Annotated in this window: 15 protein-coding genes, 6 tRNA genes and 1 rRNA gene; 17 read left to right on the forward strand and 5 right to left on the reverse strand. The window is 45.8% G+C overall.

Annotated elements, in window-relative coordinates:
• The first annotated feature begins 102 nt into the window (after positions 1-102).
• Both EBO34_RS19115 and EBO34_RS19120 read left to right on the forward strand, forming a co-directional pair.
• Positions 103-579, forward strand: coding sequence for a YsnF/AvaK domain-containing protein (locus EBO34_RS19115; RefSeq protein ID WP_122901644.1), 477 nt, complete (start codon positions 103-105; stop codon positions 577-579).
• A gap of 126 nt (positions 580-705) precedes the next feature.
• Positions 706-1,212, forward strand: a complete 507-nt coding sequence (locus EBO34_RS19120; RefSeq protein WP_122901646.1) for a YsnF/AvaK domain-containing protein — start codon at positions 706-708, stop codon at positions 1,210-1,212.
• 130 nt (positions 1,213-1,342) lie between these two features.
• On the opposite strand, the gene gerD is transcribed toward EBO34_RS19120, so the two are convergent.
• Positions 1,343-2,005, reverse strand: a complete 663-nt coding sequence (gene gerD / locus EBO34_RS19125) for a spore germination lipoprotein GerD (protein ID WP_122901648.1) — start codon at positions 2,003-2,005, stop codon at positions 1,343-1,345.
• Between the two features lie 186 nt (positions 2,006-2,191).
• On the opposite strand from gerD, the gene EBO34_RS19130 reads away from it, so the two are divergent.
• A complete protein-coding gene (locus EBO34_RS19130) occupies positions 2,192-2,803 on the forward strand; it encodes a KinB-signaling pathway activation protein (RefSeq protein WP_122901650.1) in 612 nt (203 codons plus the stop codon).
• Positions 2,804-2,923: 120 nt separating this feature from the next.
• On the opposite strand, the gene pdaB is transcribed toward EBO34_RS19130, so the two are convergent.
• Positions 2,924-3,685 carry a polysaccharide deacetylase family sporulation protein PdaB gene (pdaB, locus tag EBO34_RS19135; RefSeq protein WP_122901652.1) on the reverse strand — a complete coding sequence of 254 codons (762 nt, stop codon included), beginning with the start codon at positions 3,683-3,685 and terminating at the stop codon, positions 2,924-2,926.
• A 178-nt stretch (positions 3,686-3,863) separates the two neighbouring features.
• Here pdaB and EBO34_RS19140 point away from each other — a divergent pair, with 178 nt between their 5' ends.
• The 8 genes from EBO34_RS19140 to EBO34_RS19175 all read left to right on the forward strand — a co-directional run bounded on the left by EBO34_RS19140 (position 3,864) and on the right by EBO34_RS19175 (position 5,186).
• Positions 3,864-4,112, forward strand: a complete 249-nt coding sequence (locus EBO34_RS19140; RefSeq protein ID WP_122901654.1) for a hypothetical protein — start codon at positions 3,864-3,866, stop codon at positions 4,110-4,112.
• A 241-nt stretch (positions 4,113-4,353) separates the two neighbouring features.
• Positions 4,354-4,470, forward strand: a 5S ribosomal RNA gene (gene rrf / locus EBO34_RS19145).
• Between the two features lie 199 nt (positions 4,471-4,669).
• Positions 4,670-4,744 (forward strand) — tRNA-Asn (locus EBO34_RS19150).
• A 1-nt stretch (position 4,745) separates the two neighbouring features.
• Positions 4,746-4,821: transfer RNA gene (locus EBO34_RS19155), tRNA-Thr, on the forward strand.
• Positions 4,822-4,824: 3 nt separating this feature from the next.
• A tRNA-Glu gene (locus EBO34_RS19160) sits at positions 4,825-4,899 on the forward strand.
• A gap of 14 nt (positions 4,900-4,913) precedes the next feature.
• Positions 4,914-4,989 (forward strand) — tRNA-Thr (locus EBO34_RS19165).
• 17 nt (positions 4,990-5,006) lie between these two features.
• Positions 5,007-5,081: transfer RNA gene (locus EBO34_RS19170), tRNA-Gln, on the forward strand.
• Positions 5,082-5,110: 29 nt separating this feature from the next.
• Positions 5,111-5,186 (forward strand) — tRNA-Ala (locus tag EBO34_RS19175).
• Positions 5,187-5,449: 263 nt separating this feature from the next.
• Here EBO34_RS19175 and EBO34_RS19180 read toward each other — a convergent pair.
• Positions 5,450-5,620 (reverse strand): aspartyl-phosphate phosphatase Spo0E family protein, encoded by a 171-nt coding sequence (locus EBO34_RS19180; protein WP_122901656.1) that lies wholly within the window; start codon positions 5,618-5,620, stop codon positions 5,450-5,452.
• 195 nt (positions 5,621-5,815) lie between these two features.
• Here EBO34_RS19180 and sigW point away from each other — a divergent pair, with 195 nt between their 5' ends.
• The 6 genes from sigW to glmS all read left to right on the forward strand — a co-directional run bounded on the left by sigW (position 5,816) and on the right by glmS (position 13,375).
• Complete coding sequence (gene sigW, locus EBO34_RS19185) at positions 5,816-6,379, forward strand: RNA polymerase sigma factor SigW (protein ID WP_122901658.1); 564 nt, start codon at positions 5,816-5,818, stop codon at positions 6,377-6,379.
• Between the two features lie 16 nt (positions 6,380-6,395).
• Positions 6,396-7,043: an anti-sigma factor family protein gene (locus tag EBO34_RS19190; RefSeq protein ID WP_122901660.1), complete on the forward strand. Its 648-nt coding sequence runs from the start codon at positions 6,396-6,398 to the stop codon at positions 7,041-7,043.
• Between the two features lie 387 nt (positions 7,044-7,430).
• Positions 7,431-8,249, forward strand: a complete 819-nt coding sequence (gene cdaA, locus EBO34_RS19195; RefSeq protein WP_122901662.1) for a diadenylate cyclase CdaA — start codon at positions 7,431-7,433, stop codon at positions 8,247-8,249.
• Positions 8,242-9,702: a CdaR family protein gene (locus EBO34_RS19200; RefSeq protein WP_122901665.1), complete on the forward strand. Its 1,461-nt coding sequence runs from the start codon at positions 8,242-8,244 to the stop codon at positions 9,700-9,702. The genes cdaA and EBO34_RS19200 overlap by 8 nt, the downstream gene beginning before the upstream one ends.
• A 19-nt stretch (positions 9,703-9,721) precedes the next feature.
• Positions 9,722-11,086, forward strand: a complete 1,365-nt coding sequence (gene glmM, locus EBO34_RS19205; protein WP_122901666.1) for a phosphoglucosamine mutase — start codon at positions 9,722-9,724, stop codon at positions 11,084-11,086.
• 486 nt (positions 11,087-11,572) lie between these two features.
• Positions 11,573-13,375, forward strand: coding sequence for a glutamine--fructose-6-phosphate transaminase (isomerizing) (gene glmS / locus EBO34_RS19210; protein WP_122901668.1), 1,803 nt, complete (start codon positions 11,573-11,575; stop codon positions 13,373-13,375).
• 270 nt (positions 13,376-13,645) lie between these two features.
• Here the strand turns inward: glmS and EBO34_RS19215 are convergent, their stop codons facing one another.
• Complete coding sequence (locus tag EBO34_RS19215) at positions 13,646-14,425, reverse strand: metal-binding protein ZinT (protein ID WP_122901670.1); 780 nt, start codon at positions 14,423-14,425, stop codon at positions 13,646-13,648.
• 241 nt (positions 14,426-14,666) lie between these two features.
• Entirely contained in the window at positions 14,667-15,644 is a 978-nt protein-coding gene (locus EBO34_RS19220; protein WP_122901672.1) for a glycerophosphodiester phosphodiesterase, read from the reverse strand.
• Positions 15,645-15,724 lie beyond the last annotated feature (80 nt).

A 15,724-nucleotide genomic window follows, 5' to 3' on the forward strand; every position in this document is an offset into this window, starting at 1 on the left:
CTTTAAGCCAGCAGAACCTTTATTTTAACGAATGGTATCAGCCCCCATGGCAAAAATATAGAAGTGGGCAACGTCCACTTAAATTCAAAAGGGGGTCGTATCATGGGCTTTTTCAATTTGTTTAATGAAAAGGATAACGAAAAACGTGGTGAGCGCAAGGCTGTGAATGAGGAAAACCGGGATACAGAATTCGCAAGAGACGACGCACATATCGATCTTCGTCAAGAAGAATTGGATATCCACAAACACAGGGATGAAACAGGAGATGTGGAAATCCATAAAGATATCGTGGAAGAGGAACAAACGGTCAATGTTCCTGTTTCTCACGACCAAGTTATCATTGAAAGAAAAGCTGTAGACCACGAGCCAACGGATGAGCCGATCTCAGAAGAAGAAACTGTTCACATTCCAGTTACAGCAGAAGAAGTAGATGTTGAAAAGCATACTGTGGTGACTGGGGAAGTTACTGCTCATAAACGTTCTGTTGAAGAAACAGAGCAAGTCCATGACGTTCTTCACAAGGAAGTAGCGGATGTAGAAACACATGGTACGGCAGACGTTGTAAACGATACAGAATAACAAGAAGCGCTGCAGAAATAAGGGTGTCCATGCGGGCCGTTAGCGACGGTCCCTTGGACACCTTTTTTCATACTCATCCCTGTGATGGGCAAAATAGAAAAAATATTGTTTTGAAGGGAGAAATGTATGGGACGTTTTATCATGACGGGAGTATTGACAGGCGGGCTGATTGGCTGGATTGCAGGGTATTTTTTTACAGGTGCGGCAGCAGGTGGACTGATTGGGCTCCTCCTGGCTTATGTGGTAAGAGAGAGAAGAAAGAGTGTCAGTGAAAACAAAAAAGAATCATCTGATCAGATGATTAAACTTAAAGAAGAACAACTGGAGATAAAGAAAAAACGGGTGAAATCAGGTGATGTAACCATTCGTAAAGAGGTAGTGGAGGAAGAGAAGACGTTTAAAATACCAATTAGACGTGAGGAAATGGTAATTGAAGCAGGAGACGAAGAAGAACTTCGGATACCGGTTAAAGAGGAAGAAGTGGACATAACAAAACATCCAGTGACAGTAGCGGAAGTGGAGGTATCAAAACGGCAGGTTGAAGAGATGAAGACAGTAAAGACTCCTGTGAAAAAAGAAACAGTTCGTGTTGAAGTTACCGGTGAGGCAGATGTAAAAGAAGAAGAAAAATAGTACTGAAATTAAAAAAGCAGCGGTTTTCTGCTGCTTTTCACGTTCATTCCCTTGACCGGCTGTTTCACCCATTTGTACTTTCTCATCCTGGGGAGCATTACCGCTTACTTCTTCTCCCGCTGCTCGTTTATTAACCTCCACCGCCCTGGCCGGATGTTTGCCCCATCTGATCTTCTTCCTCTTGAGCGCTGTCATCTTGCTGTTCTTCTTGCTTTTTATTTTCTTCGTCCTGTTTTTCCATCTGTTCTTTGGCTACGTCCCCGAGAATCTGATTCAGTCGTGCAACGAAATAAGGACTTTCGAACGCTTCGGCCATAATATTCATAACCTGCTGGCGGTATTCTTTGCTCTGCATCAGTTCGAGGTAGTGTTCTTCCATTTCAGGGTCGTGCATCACGTCCACGAACATCTGCTGATACTCAGGGTCTTTCATGAGCCCTTTCAGAACATCCTCATTTTTCTGCTGCATGCTTTCGGCCAGGGATTTTTTAAATTCCGCATCCTTCATCATTTCTTCCCAGAACCCTTTCCCCTGTGTGGTTGTGAGGGTGTTCTCGATGGTGTCTTTCACGAAGACCTGGTCCATGACAACGGATGAACGCACTTTTTCATCCTGAAGAACTTCCTGAATTGCCTGCTTTCCTTCATCTGTTTTGAGCATATCGACCATCATTTTTTTCGTGTCTTCGTAGTCGGGCTGACTGCTTTGGTCTTCCATTGCTGCACAGCCTGAAGTGACAAGTAGACACGTTATGAAGAAAGATAAGGCCGCTTTTTTCAAGACACGATCCATGTGTGTCAGCCCCTTTTACTGTCTTTTTTCCTAATATGCGTTAAAGGGAGGCGGTTTATGCGGTCCGGTGTGAGATGCATCACGTTGGCAGGAATGGTGTCTTCAGGAAGTGAAAAAAAGTGGAATGTGGCGAGTGAAATCTGATACAATGATGGGTGGTATCTATACAATATCGGGGGCAGAACAGTGAATACACGAAAAGTGGTTTTTTTATTTTACAGCACGTTTTTAATCGGGACAACTTCAGGTCTCTTGATGGGACTGTTTCTGGATTTTAATACACACATGCAGGACCTTGCCAACGGACAGTTCGGCGGAGTATTTATGCTCTTTATCGGGGCGGGAATCTGGACGATCATCTCTCAGATGGGCTTCTTTGCATACTTGACCATTCACCGTTTCGGGCTTGGTATTTTCAAATCGCAGCAGCTTTGGAACAGAGTGCAGGTCGTCCTTATTGCCTTTACCCTGTTTGACTTGGTGTTCTTCAGACATCTGCTTTTTGCAACAGAAGGAGAAACCTTTGCGGGGTATATGATCCTGCCGCTTTTTCTTCTCGGATACAGTCTTATAGTGGCCTATATTAAATCGAAGGACACAAACTTCACGGCATTTATTCCGACGCTTTTCTTTATGGTTGTTGTAACCACCATCGAGTGGATCCCGGCCTTAAGGGAAAATGAACCGACATTCCTGTGGACGGCCATTGTACCGCTTCTCGTAGCCAACACATGGCAGATCCTTGTCCTTCACAGGCTTCACGAACAGCCGAATAAACCAGGAGCAAAAAAAGCTTAGCCGAATGGCTGAGCTTTTTCTTATGCTCCCGGGTTCGCCTGTTTCGAGGCGCGGAAGGGTGTTGTACGAACAACCCTCTTTTCCCATGAACTTACACAATTGTTCGGGGGACAGACCCCGTTAGTCGACTTCCTGTGTTGTGGTTTCGGAGCCGGTCATGAGTTCTGATAATGAGACGAAGTTGAATCCGCCGTTGGATAACTGGTCAATAATCTCCGGGAGGGCTTCAGCTGTTTGTTTTGCTGAATCGGATGCGTGCATGAGAACAATGTCCCCCGGCGCTGCTTTTCCGACGACGTTTTCTACAATTTGATCTACACCTGGATTCAGCCAGTCGTGGGAGTCAATACTCCAGTGGATAACGTCATAGTCGAGTTTATCAGCAATAGTAAGAACGCGGTCGTCGAAGTTGCCGTTTGGCGGACGTAAAAACTGCGGTGTCGTATCGCTGACTTTTTTTATGATTTCGTGTGCTGTTAAGATATCTTTTTTGATGTTTTCGTCTTCCCATTGTGTGTAATGATCGTGACGGAAACCGTGGCTGCCGATCTCGTGGCCGTCTTCAAGAATCCGTTCAACGACTTCAGGGTGCCGTTCTGCCCAGGCCGCTGAAATAAAGAAGGTAGCGTTGGACACGCTATTTTCTTTTAGGGTGTCCAGAATGGGAATTGCACGTTCCTCGCCCCAGCTGATGTTAAATGTGAGGGCAATATCTTTATCCTCCGTTTCCACCTTATAGATTGCCACTGGCTTTTCGCCGGTTGAAAAAACAGGAATTTGAGTGCGCTCTACATACAAAATACCGGCCGTGAAAAGAGCAGCAAGGATGATAACAGAATAGCGTTTGATCCGCTTTGCGTTCCAAATCCAAAAAAAGTTCATCCGGAGTCCTCCTTGTCCATTGTTATCCTATATGTATTCTTCGGACGGGCATTTATGAATAAAAAGGAGACAAGTTGAAAATAATCATGGAGAGGCGGGTAAAACGCTTCCAGCTACAGTAAACTTCCACCTTAGATCAGACACAATCGATTGCAAATGTTGAAGACAGAGGTGACCTATGTTTGGATTAATGCTTAATGCCAAAGAAACACAGGAAATGGAGTATTTATTAAAACGGGAGCTTGAAGAACTTTTGCTCGACCTGACGGATTCACGCATTGACGGAATCGTAAAGCGGGCGATGGAAGAACGGTACCAGATTATTTTTCGGATGTATAAACGCTTTGTAAATCCGAAAGAATATATGAAGTATATGAGGAACCGCCAGACTTCCAAAAAAGCTGAGCAGCACCGGAAAACAGAATAGAATTAACCACACAAATACATACGGGCCTTCAAGCTCGAAGCAATGAGCGGAGCCGCTGCCCTCTTTAAAAGAGGGCGGCAGAAGTAGGTTTTACTGCCGGTGAGCAGCGTGCGCAGCCCATTGCCAATCTATTTTACCCTTTTGAGACACCTCCTGATATTTGATTTTTGATAAAAAAATCTATAAAAACTCTTGCACAAACAAGAGAATCTATAGTATGATATCAAATGTCTCAATCATGTCCAGTGACGATAGCGAAGAGGTCACACCCGTTCCCATGCCGAACACGGAAGTTAAGCTCTTCAGCGCCGATGGTAGTTGGGGGCTCTCCCCCTGTGAGAGTAGGACGTCGCTGGGCATAACCCTTCTGGGGTGAAGCCAAAAAGCGGACAAGCAGTTCATGACAGATTCGCCGCTGTTCCAAAGATCTGAATTGCCAAGAGGCAAGAAGGTCGAGGAAGCAAGTGAATGACTGAGGGAGCGTACCGAAGTACGTGACCGAGGGAATGAGCACAGCAGACGAAGAGATTCGCCGCCTCTTGGCAATTCATTACCGTTCCACAGTAGCTCAGTGGTAGAGCAATCGGCTGTTAACCGATCGGTCGTAGGTTCGAGTCCTACCTGTGGAGCCATGCTTCCTTAGCTCAGTTGGTAGAGCGCATCCATGGTAAGGATGAGGTCAGCGGTTCAAGCCCGCTAGGAAGCTCCAGGAGGCCCGTTGGTCAAGTGGTTAAGACACCGCCCTTTCACGGCGGTAACACGGGTTCGAATCCCGTACGGGTCACCATTTTCTATCATTTTGCTGGCCTAGCTCAATTGGTAGAGCAACTGACTTGTAATCAGTAGGTTGGGGGTTCAAGTCCTCTGGCCAGCACCACTACATATTTTAAGCGTAGGGCTATAGCCAAGCGGTAAGGCAACGGATTTTGATTCCGTCATGCGCAGGTTCGAATCCTGCTAGCCCTGCCATTACTTTTTAAGTAAATGCAAATTTAAATGGGGCCTTAGCTCAGCTGGGAGAGCGCCTGCTTTGCACGCAGGAGGTCAGCGGTTCGATCCCGCTAGGCTCCACCAATATACTCAAACAAACTCTGGCTTACAGCAAGCCGGATTTTTTTATTTTAAGGCCCTATTATACTGGTGTTGATTTCCGCTACTTTCCCCTGTGGTGCCGACAGGTCTGCCCGGGCGGAGCTGACCCCGATTCCCTCACTGCAGGCAGCGGTTTGTCCGTGTGGACACAACTCGCAGGATAAGCGGGTACCATACATAATGCACGCCATACAAAAGAAAAACCCGCCGCTCGGTGCGACGGGTGGTGATAATATGGGTTATTCCTAGTTTTCTATTTTGTAGTACGTGGATTGGTATTTGTTAAGCAGCTGATCTAAGTAGGAACTAATTTCTACGACTTCGTGAGAGGTGCGGTTTAGTTGTGATGACAGGGTGTACATCTTCTCCCGTGCCCATTCAATCTCTTCCAACAAGTCCTTCTGTTCAAGCTCCAAATGTACGCCCTCCCATTTAAATAGACTTAGATGTATGTAGGATACCCTAAGTCATTCTATTCTAAACATAATCTTTTTTGGAAACTGTATGATTTTTCTGTATTTGGGTGATAAAATGTAAATTGGAAATCAGGTGAAACCTTTCTATACCCTATGACGTAATTAAGGTAACCGCCATGAAGCGGAGGTTATACGATGGACGCGGTGGTCAAAAAAATTATTATGGAAGTAAAAAAAGGGGATCAGCAGGCGTTTGCTGAACTCGTCGATCTGTACAAAGATAAAGTGTACCAAATTTCATACCGCATGCTCGGAAATGTGCATGAAGCTCAGGACATTTCCCAGGAGGCCTTTTTAAGAGCCTATACGAACATAGACAGCTTTGATATGAACCGGAAATTTTCAACCTGGCTGTTTCGGATTGCAACCAATCTGTCCATTGACCGAATACGTAAAAAGAAGCCGGATTTTCATCTGGATGATCCTGTGGGAGGGACAGAGGATTTCAACTATTACTCCCAGATTGCCGCAGATGAAGAACTTCCTGAAGATAAGGTCGTGCAGTATGAAATGCAGGGATGGATACAGAGTGAGATTACAGCGCTTCCTCCAAAATACCGTTCTGCAATCATTTTAAAATACTTAGAGGATCTTTCCTTAAAGGAAATAAGCGAAATCCTCAATCTCCCGGTAGCGACAGTCAAAACACGTATTCACCGAGGGAGAGAGGCGTTGCGCAAACGACTTCGCAACTCGTAAGAAAGGGGTGCTTTTCATGGCTTGTGAAAAAACCAAAATTGAAGACCTTCATAAATATCTCGATGAAGAAATGACGCTCCTGGAGAAGAAACAGCTCGAGCAGCATCTTATGAAATGCGGGGACTGTGACAAGCACCTGCGTGAACTGCGGAAGACCATCGCCATTGTCCAGAGCTCGTCTCATATTGAAGCGCCAGGGGATTTCACTGCGAATGTGATGAAAAAGCTTCCTGAACAAAAGAAAAGCAGGAAATATAAAACGTGGCTGCGAAAGCACCCGTTTGTCCTTGCGGCAGCTGTGTTCATGCTGTTGTTTGTCACAAGCGTCTCCTCTTTATGGTCCGGGGGAGGCTCCCAGATTACCGTACAGGGACAGGGAAACTTCCATATTGATGAAGAGCGCAGTGTGGTCATTGTTCCGGCAGGTGAAACGATAGAAGGAGACCTTCTGATACGCAACGGTGACGTGGAGATAGAAGGTGAAGTGCTGGGGAATGTCACGGTGATTAACGGCGAACAGTACCTCGCTTCGGCCGGATACATTGCAGGAGAAACAAACGAGATCAATCAGATTATGAGCTGGCTTTGGTATGAGACTAAATCATTCTTCAGCGAAGTTGTCAGGATTTTTGACAGTCAGGCCCCCGCGGAGAATCATGAATAAGAAGAAAATTCTCAAAAGGTAACAGTAGACAGGCACGATGCTCGCCCGGCAGGAGTAAACCCACTCCTTCCGGGCTCTTTAAAGACGGCAGCGGCTCCGCTCGTTGCTTCGAGGTTGGCCCAAAAGGTAGAAACCACCTTTTGGGCCAACCTCTTTTTGTAACCAGGATGTAACGAAATCGTATGTTGTATCGTCTTAAAGGTGGGGAATACATAGGGAAGAGCGGGTTAAAAACAGTATACGGATCAAACCGAAAGTAAACGTTTTGTGATATAATAGGTAAGTTATAACAATACTAAACAGGATTAACTGCGGTATTTTCCGGATTAATCCCAGCCTTTTCATTATAAAACGTTTCTTTAGGAATTTTTTCATGGAGGAAAAGCCATGTTTGAAGATATTCAAATCCTTCGTATTTTAGGAATTATTTTAGATATTGCACTTGTATCTTTTGTTATTTACAAGCTGATTATGGTGATTCGCGGAACGAGGGCCGTACAACTTGTAAAAGGGATCGTCGTTATTCTTGCGGTGTGGTTCATCTCAAGCTTCTTAGGGCTTCAGACACTGCAGTGGATTATGGGAACCGCTGTTACATACGGTCTTCTTGCGATTATTATTATCTTCCAGCCTGAACTAAGACGTGCCCTGGAGCAGCTTGGCCGGGGGAAATTCTTTGCGAAAAGTTCGTCAGCTGAAGAAGAAGAATTGAAGACGACGATCAATCATGTCGTAAAAGCAGCGAATTATATGGGGAAACGCCGTATAGGTGCACTCATTTCACTGGAACGGGAAACAGGTATGAATGATTATGTGGAGACAGGGATTCCGATGGAAGCAAGACTTTCTTCAGAGCTGTTAATCAACGTCTTTATTCCAAATACACCTCTCCATGACGGAGCTGTGATTATTAAAGGAAATGAAATTACGGCTGCAGCCTGCTATCTGCCATTATCAGAAAATCCATTTATTTCAAAAGAGCTGGGTACACGCCACCGGGCTGCTCTTGGAGTCAGTGAAGTGACAGATGCGATCACCCTTGCTGTATCAGAGGAAACAGGAGGTATTTCGTTAACGAAGAACGGGGAGCTTCACCGTAATTTAGACGAAGAGTCTCTCAGAGAGCTGCTTGTAAAAGAAATGATGTCCGAACAATCCGGCTCCACTACATCACGCTGGCAGTGGGGAGGCAGGAAAAATGGATAAGTGGTTTAATAACAAATGGTTTATTCGCGGTATCTCCATTGTGATTGCCGTGATGCTCTATTTAATGGTGAGTATTGATAACGTCAATCAGCAGCCCGGCGGTATACCGGGAATTACCGACGGACACCGCGTTCTGGAAGAAGTGGAACTTCAGGTTTACTACAACGATGAGGATTATGTTGTGAGCGACGCACCGGAGACTGTGGAAGTAAATGTGCGGGGGCCTCAAAATCTTCTGACGATTCTGCAATTCAGAAGTCCTCAGTATGAGGTGTTTATTGACTTGAGGGGAAAAGAACCGGGAGAGCATTATGAAAGAGTGCAACACCGTGGATTCTCAAATGACTTGAATATCTCTGTTATGCCAATGACTGTCAGTGTGACGCTGGAAGAAAAGCAAACAGCTTCTTTCCCAGTGGAAATTGAGTTGCTCAACGAAGAGGAAATAGGGGCCGACTACACAATAGGCGAGCCTTCAGTCGACCCGTCCAGTGTAGAAGTAACGGCAGCCGAGAGCCTTATTAACCAGATTGCCTATGCACGAACGTTTGTGGACATCGGAGGAGAAACAGATACAGTATCAGAAAGTGCCGATGTCGTTCTCTTTGACGCTTACGGGAATGAGGTTCAGCTGGAAACAAACCCTTCCGAAGTAGATGTGGAAATACCCATTAACAGTACTCCTCGAAAAGAAGTACCGGTCAACATCGGGGGGGAGGGCACGCTCCCCAACGGAAGTGCTGTAGCATCCATTGAAGCATCACCTGAAACGGTCACGCTTTTTGGACCGTCGTCAGTATTGAATGGCATTAGTTCAATTGACGACCTTTCCATTGACCTCAGTGACATTACAGAAGACACCTCCATTGAACTGGATGTGCCAGTTCCTGAAGGAGTGGAGAGAGTAGAGCCTGAGACCATCACCGTAGATGTGCAGATAGAAGAAGAGGAAACCCGGACGTTCGGTAACTTTCCGTTTGAAATCATCGGTCTGGAAGAGGGCAAAGAGGTAGAGCTTGTGGCACCTGAAAATACGTATTTTGATTTGCAGGTTCTCGGTGCACCGAGTATCCTCAGAAACCTTGGCCGGGATGATATCGATGCGTTTATTGATCTGGAGGGCCTTGATGAAGGAGAGCACGAAGTCCCCCTTGTCCTGAACGGCCCCCGGAATCTTCGTTTTAATCAAAGTCTCAACGAAGTTCAGGTAATCGTGTATGATGAAGAAGAGGAAGAAATCCAAAGCTCATCCGTAGAGGAAAGTACCGAACCTGAAGATGAGGTAACCGAGCCGGAGGACGAAGAAGAAAGCAGCGAAGCAGAAACGGAAGAAGAAATGGAAGAAGAAATGGAAGAAGAAATAGAAGAACAACCAGAGGACGAGGAAGAAGCTGAAGAAACTGAGGAAGAAGATACAACCTCTTCCATTCACAGAACGCCACATTGGATTTAATCGATAAGGAGAGATTGATATGGGTAAGTATTTTGGAACTGACGGGGTCAGAGGGGTAGCAAACACTGAACTCACACCTGAATTGGCATTTAAACTGGGCCGCTTCGGCGGATATGTTCTCACGAAGGAATGTGAAGGAAAGCCAAAAGTGTTAATCGGCCGTGACACACGTATTTCCGGGCACATGCTGGAAGGGGCACTTGTAGCAGGACTCCTTTCCATCGGTGCTGAAGTTATGCGTATCGGTGTTATTTCCACACCTGGTGTAGCTTATCTTACAAAGGCATTGAGTGCTCAGGCAGGGGTTATGATTTCAGCATCCCACAATCCGGTAGCTGATAACGGTATCAAGTTTTTCGGACCGGACGGATTTAAGCTTGTAGACAGCCAGGAAGAAGAGATTGAAGCTCTTTTAAATCAGGAAGAGGGAATGGAAGACGGACTGCCTCGTCCTACTGGCGGGGATCTTGGTCAGGTTAATGATTATTTTGAGGGCGGACAGAAGTATCTGCAGTTTCTTAAACAAACGATTCATCAGGACTTTACCGGCTTACATATTGCTCTTGACTGTGCCCACGGTGCAGCGTCTTCACTGGCTACGCACCTCTTTGCGGACCTTGAAGCAGAGCAGATCTCAACAATCGGTGCCTCTCCGAACGGCGTTAACATTAACGAAGCCGTAGGATCGACGCATCCGGAAGCCCTTGTATCCCTTGTGAAGGAAAAGGGGGCTGACATCGGCCTTGCTTTTGACGGAGACGCAGACCGTCTGATTGCTGTTGATGAAAACGGCGATATCGTAGATGGCGACCAGATTATGTTTATCTGTGCCAAATACATGAAAGAAAAAGGCTTTCTGAAAGAAGATACCGTTGTTTCCACTGTTATGAGTAACCTTGGCTTCTACAAAGGCCTGGAGAAAATCGGTGTTAATACACAACAGACAGCAGTCGGTGACCGTTATGTGATGGAAGAGATGCGTAAGGGAGGCTACAACCTCGGTGGTGAGCAGAGCGGCCACATCATTTTCCTTGATTACTCCACTACAGGCGATGGTCTTTTATCGGCAATCCAGCTTGTCAACATCATGAAAGCGACGGACAAGCCGCTATCCCAGCTGGCATCTGAAATGAAGAAGTACCCGCAGAAGCTTGTTAATGTACGTGTAGCTGACAAGCATGCTCTTCACGATAATGAGGTTATTACTGAAGAGATTCAGGCTGTTGAAGGGGAAATGAACGGTGAGGGCCGCATCCTCGTGCGTCCGTCAGGAACTGAGCCCCTTGTCCGGGTTATGGCAGAAGCACCAACAGTGGAACTTTGCGATACGTATGTTCAAAAAATTGTTGATGTTGTCAAACGGGAACTCGGATCTCTCGACTAATACGGGACTGCCTGGGTGGCACAGAGGGTGCTATCCAGGCATATTCTTGATTAAAGGGAAATCCCCGCCTGCATAAAGGAGGTGGAAAACAAAGGAACGTTTAATTACGAACAGCCAGGGGAAACGTCAACAGTAGCGCCTTCATACAAAAGTATTGACCGTATTTTACAGAATGTAGTATGATGAGCGGGTATTCAAAAATGGAAAGGTGGATCGAAGTTACTGAACTGTTAGTTTAAAAGCGCCTGAACTGCCCTTGTGAACGGACAAAGCAACGGCAGTTGACGAGGAGGAGGTTTATCGAGCATTTCGGCGGATGCCTCCCGGTTGCGATCATCACAACCGAAAATCAAAGCCCAAAACAAAGAGGCGACTCTTTGAACAAAAGCTGCGATTTTGATGACCCAAAAATATAAAACCAGAATAGAGAGTGGGGCGGGAGTGCCCTGCGCATTTTCCTGCCCTGCTGAGGGAGGAAAAGTTTTTATGTGTGGAATTGTTGGATATATCGGAACAGAAGATGCAAAAGAGATTTTACTAAGAGGACTGGAAAAGCTTGAGTACCGCGGATATGACTCTGCAGGTATTGCAGTTGCAAGCGATCAGGGAGTAAGCGTCTTTAAAGAAAAAGGACGTATTGCCAACCTTCGTAGTGCTGTAGATGAGACTAAAAAAGGTACAGTCGGTATCGGCCATACACGCTGGGCTACCCACGGTGCACCGAGCCAGGTGAATGCTCACCCTCATCAGAGCACAAATGAGCGTTTTACGATCGTACACAACGGTGTAATCGAAAATTACTCACAGCTTCGTAAAGAACACCTTCAACACGTTGAGCTTGAAAGTGATACGGACACGGAAATCATCGTACAGCTTATCGAGCGCTTCGCGAATGAAGGAAAAACAACAGAAGAGGCGTTCCGTATGACACTCAGCCTCTTAAAAGGTTCTTATGCGACAGCCCTTTTAGACAACCAGGACCCGGATACGATTTATGTAGGTAAAAATAAGAGCCCTCTCCTTGTCGGTATTGCTGACGGAGTAAACGTGGTTGCAAGTGATGCAATGGCAATGCTTCAAGTAACCAATGAGTTTATTGAACTTATGGACGAAGAAATTGTCGTTGTTACCCGTGACAATGTTCAGGTGAAAACACTTGAGGGTGAAAACGTCGCTCGTGATTCCTACACGGCAGAGCTTGATTCAAGCGACATCGAAAAAGGAACGTATCCGCACTACATGCTTAAAGAGATCGATGAACAGCCTTTTGTTATCCGTAATATCATCACCAAATACAAAAACGAAAACGACACGATCAAACTTGACGAAAATATCCGCCAAGCTGTCCTTGATTCCGACCGTGTGTATATTATTGCGGCAGGAACAAGCTATCATGCAGGATTAGTCGGGAAACAACTGATCGAAAAAATCGCTAACAAGCCTGTTGAAACGCATATTGCCAGTGAGTTTCTATATAACATGCCATTGCTTAGCGAAAAACCACTCTTTATTTTCATTTCACAAAGTGGCGAAACGGCCGACAGCCGCGGCGTACTTGTGGAAATTAAAAAGCTTGGCCATAAATCCCTGACGATTACGAACGTACCGGGTTCAACGCTATCCCGTGAAGCAGATTACACGCTTCATACGTACGCAGGTCCTGAAATTGCCGTTGCTTCTACAAAAGCTTATACAGCCCAGATGGCGGTTCTTGCCATTCTTGCGGTGGATACAGCCCGCGCTGCCGGTATTCAAATGGACTTCGATCCGCTCCAGGAGCTTGCCATCGTGGCAAATGCAATGGAAACACTGGCAGACCGTAAAGAAGAACTCGAGCAGATCGCACGTGACTACATGAGCGTTACCCGCAACTGTTTCTTCATCGGCCGTGCCATGGACTACCATGTCTGCCTTGAAGGTGCCTTGAAGCTTAAAGAAATCTCCTACATTCAGGCAGAAGGTTTTGCCGGAGGAGAGCTTAAGCACGGCACGATTGCCCTGATTGAAGAAGGTACACCGGTTATCGGCCTTGCTACTCAGGAGCACGTGAACTTAAGCATCCGCGGAAACATAAAAGAAGTTGTTGCCCGTGGAGCATATCCATGTGTTATCAGCATGGAAGGAATGGAAGAGGAAGAAGATACGCTTGTTATTCCGCACGTTCACGAATATCTGACGCCGCTTGTAAGTGTGCTTCCACTTCAGATTATCTCTTACTATGCTGCCCTGCACCGCGGCTGTGACGTAGATAAGCCGCGTAACCTTGCGAAAAGTGTAACGGTTGAATAGACTGGTAGAATCTGAGAATGATTTTTGATGCGTTACAAAAAAATTTGGCAACTAAGAATAAAGGGGAAACCAGACAAGGTTTCCTCTTTTTTTAGTGGTGTAATTAATATTATTTTATTGTCTAGTATTACATTTCATAGAGAGTCATAGGTACGTGTAAACTAAAATGATTTGGTTCTTTGTAAACGAAGTCATTCTTCGCAGTGAGATGAACAGGGGGCATGAAGCCCCCTGTTTTCACTTATTAACGGCTTGTCCGGCAGCCGCTCTTTAATGGGCCATCATTTCTTGTTTAATGTCATTTCCGTCCATATGGGCAGGGTAGTAAGTCGGCCAGTTAGTTACTTCATCTAGCAATCTTTCTCGGTCATCTCCCCAATAGAGGTGGAAGTGGTCCGATTTTGTGGGGAAGATATTGTGGTCGCTAAACTGAATGTAAGCAGGCATCTCTTCATCGCCTTCTTCCTGTTTGAAAATGAAACGTACACCACGGTTGCCGGCTTCGTAAGTGAGGACCTCATAGCCGTCGTATACGTACTCTCCGCTCCATTCCCCTTCATCACTGCTAAATGTAAACGTACCGTCTTCAATGGTGATGTTATCCACGTCTGTTTCATAGCCGGTTTCATAGTATTCGGTATATTCCTCTGCTGTCATTGAGTCGCTTTCAGATGCTTTTTGCTCCATGACTTCATCCAGTTCCCCGTTTATGAAGTAGGGGTAAACAGATTGCCATTCCCCTTCCCAGTCAGATAGATCCCGGTCTTCAATTTGCTCATCTTCAAAATAACCATCATAAATCGCCTGTGATTCTTCATCATGGCTGTGTTCATGTTCATGGTCATGATCATCACTGCTGGGATCGTGGTCATTATCTTCCTGGTGCTCCTCGTTTTCTTCCGCGTCATTATCCTCTGCAGATTCATTTCCTGTGTTCTCTTGAGCTTCATCCCCCTGGTTGGCGTTAGATTCTTCGGTGTTTTCACTCTGACAGGCTGCCAGCAGTAAAGCAGCTGCAAACGTTGAAGCATAAAGATGTGTTCGTTTCATAAAAATACTCCTCTCACAAATCGTAATAATTCTTATTTGGGAGTATACGCTCCTAATATGATCTGGTCAAGCCCTGACTTTCAAAAAGGAGGGGGTGCCAGAGAACTATAGTGGTCTGCTTGCGAATAGAGTAAGAAAGAAAGCTGAGTGCTTAAATTCTTTTGTCTGTGTTAGAGGTCAGGGAGCGGGACATAAACAGACTAAGCCCGGAAGCAAAAGATGCCTCCGGGCTTGTTTTTCATTATGAACGTTCATCGAGGACGTTGTGAAGACGATCCGGGAAGTCGGTAAAAATTCCGGTTACCCCCCAGTCCATGAGGCGTTCCATGTCTTCCTTTTCGTTAAGCGTGTACACGTGAACCATAAAATCATGTTCCCGGGCACGCTGGACAAAGTCTTCATCAATGACCTCCGTACCATCGTAGTATTCCAGGTGAGGGCCAATACCTACTGCATACTGGGAAATCTCTTCAAAGTCTTCATCTTTCATTTCACTTGGTGCAGGGGTGATATCAAGCCATTCCTCTTTTTCCCCGGTTTCTTCATCAACTTCCCACCAGAGAAGCTGAACCAGTGGAATCGACTCGTTAAGCTCATGTACTTCTTTAAGGCTGTCCTGGTGGAAGGACTGAATAATGACATTGTCTTTTTCGTCAAAGCCATATTCCTCAATCATCTCTACGAGGGGCTCTTCCATGTCTTTATTCAGGTAGGTAGACTTGGTTTCAAGGTAGTAGTTGACATCACTGCCGAACTCATCGAAGATTTCTTCAAGTGTAAGAATTTCGGCACCTTCGTAGGACTCATCTGCCTTCTCTGGATATTCTTCGTTAAACCAAGAACCGGCGTCGAGTTCTTTCAGCTCTTCAAGGGTGTAGTCACCCACTTCGCCTTCTTTGTCTGTCGTGCGGTCAACCTCATCATCGTGGAAAGCAACAAGTTCACCGTCAGCTGTCATCTGGATGTCCAGTTCCAGCCAGTCTGACTCCATTTTCACGGCTTTATTAAGAGCGGGCATGGTTTGTTCCGGTGCGTGGCCGCTGGCACCACGGTGGGCAATTACTTTCACTTCGTTGTCTGTTCTTTCGGCTTCAAACTCTCCCTCATTCTCATACTGTTCCATTTCGTCCGGTTCTTCTGCTTCTCCGTTGGCTCCGCATCCAGCTAAAGCTGTTAACAGGAATGCGGCTGGCAAACATGTAAGTAAATACTTTTTCATGATGAATCACCTTCCTGATTAAGTATTTTTCTGCTGATGAAGCTACGATAGTGAGTATAGTAAAAACGGCTCAGAGCTTC

It is taken from the genome of Alteribacter keqinensis (genome assembly GCF_003710255.1).
GTDB classification, from domain to species: Bacteria; Bacillota; Bacilli; order Bacillales; family Salisediminibacteriaceae; genus Alteribacter; species Alteribacter keqinensis.

What these genes read in the sequence shown, in the direction of transcription:
- EBO34_RS19115 (WP_122901644.1), top strand. Translation starts at nt 103, where the DNA reads ATGGGCTTTTTCAATTTGTTTAATGAAAAGGATAACGAAAAACGTGGT.
- EBO34_RS19120 (WP_122901646.1), top strand. Translation starts at nt 706, where the DNA reads ATGGGACGTTTTATCATGACGGGAGTATTGACAGGCGGGCTGATTGGC.
- gerD (WP_122901648.1), bottom strand. Translation starts at nt 2,005, where the DNA reads ATGGATCGTGTCTTGAAAAAAGCGGCCTTATCTTTCTTCATAACGTGT.
- pdaB (WP_122901652.1), bottom strand. Translation starts at nt 3,685, where the DNA reads ATGAACTTTTTTTGGATTTGGAACGCAAAGCGGATCAAACGCTATTCT.
- EBO34_RS19140 (WP_122901654.1), top strand. Translation starts at nt 3,864, where the DNA reads ATGTTTGGATTAATGCTTAATGCCAAAGAAACACAGGAAATGGAGTAT.
- sigW (WP_122901658.1), top strand. Translation starts at nt 5,816, where the DNA reads ATGGACGCGGTGGTCAAAAAAATTATTATGGAAGTAAAAAAAGGGGAT.
- EBO34_RS19190 (WP_122901660.1), top strand. Translation starts at nt 6,396, where the DNA reads ATGGCTTGTGAAAAAACCAAAATTGAAGACCTTCATAAATATCTCGAT.
- cdaA (WP_122901662.1), top strand. Translation starts at nt 7,431, where the DNA reads ATGTTTGAAGATATTCAAATCCTTCGTATTTTAGGAATTATTTTAGAT.
- EBO34_RS19200 (WP_122901665.1), top strand. Translation starts at nt 8,242, where the DNA reads ATGGATAAGTGGTTTAATAACAAATGGTTTATTCGCGGTATCTCCATT.
- glmM (WP_122901666.1), top strand. Translation starts at nt 9,722, where the DNA reads ATGGGTAAGTATTTTGGAACTGACGGGGTCAGAGGGGTAGCAAACACT.
- glmS (WP_122901668.1), top strand. Translation starts at nt 11,573, where the DNA reads ATGTGTGGAATTGTTGGATATATCGGAACAGAAGATGCAAAAGAGATT.
- EBO34_RS19215 (WP_122901670.1), bottom strand. Translation starts at nt 14,425, where the DNA reads ATGAAACGAACACATCTTTATGCTTCAACGTTTGCAGCTGCTTTACTG.
- EBO34_RS19220 (WP_122901672.1), bottom strand. Translation starts at nt 15,644, where the DNA reads ATGAAAAAGTATTTACTTACATGTTTGCCAGCCGCATTCCTGTTAACA.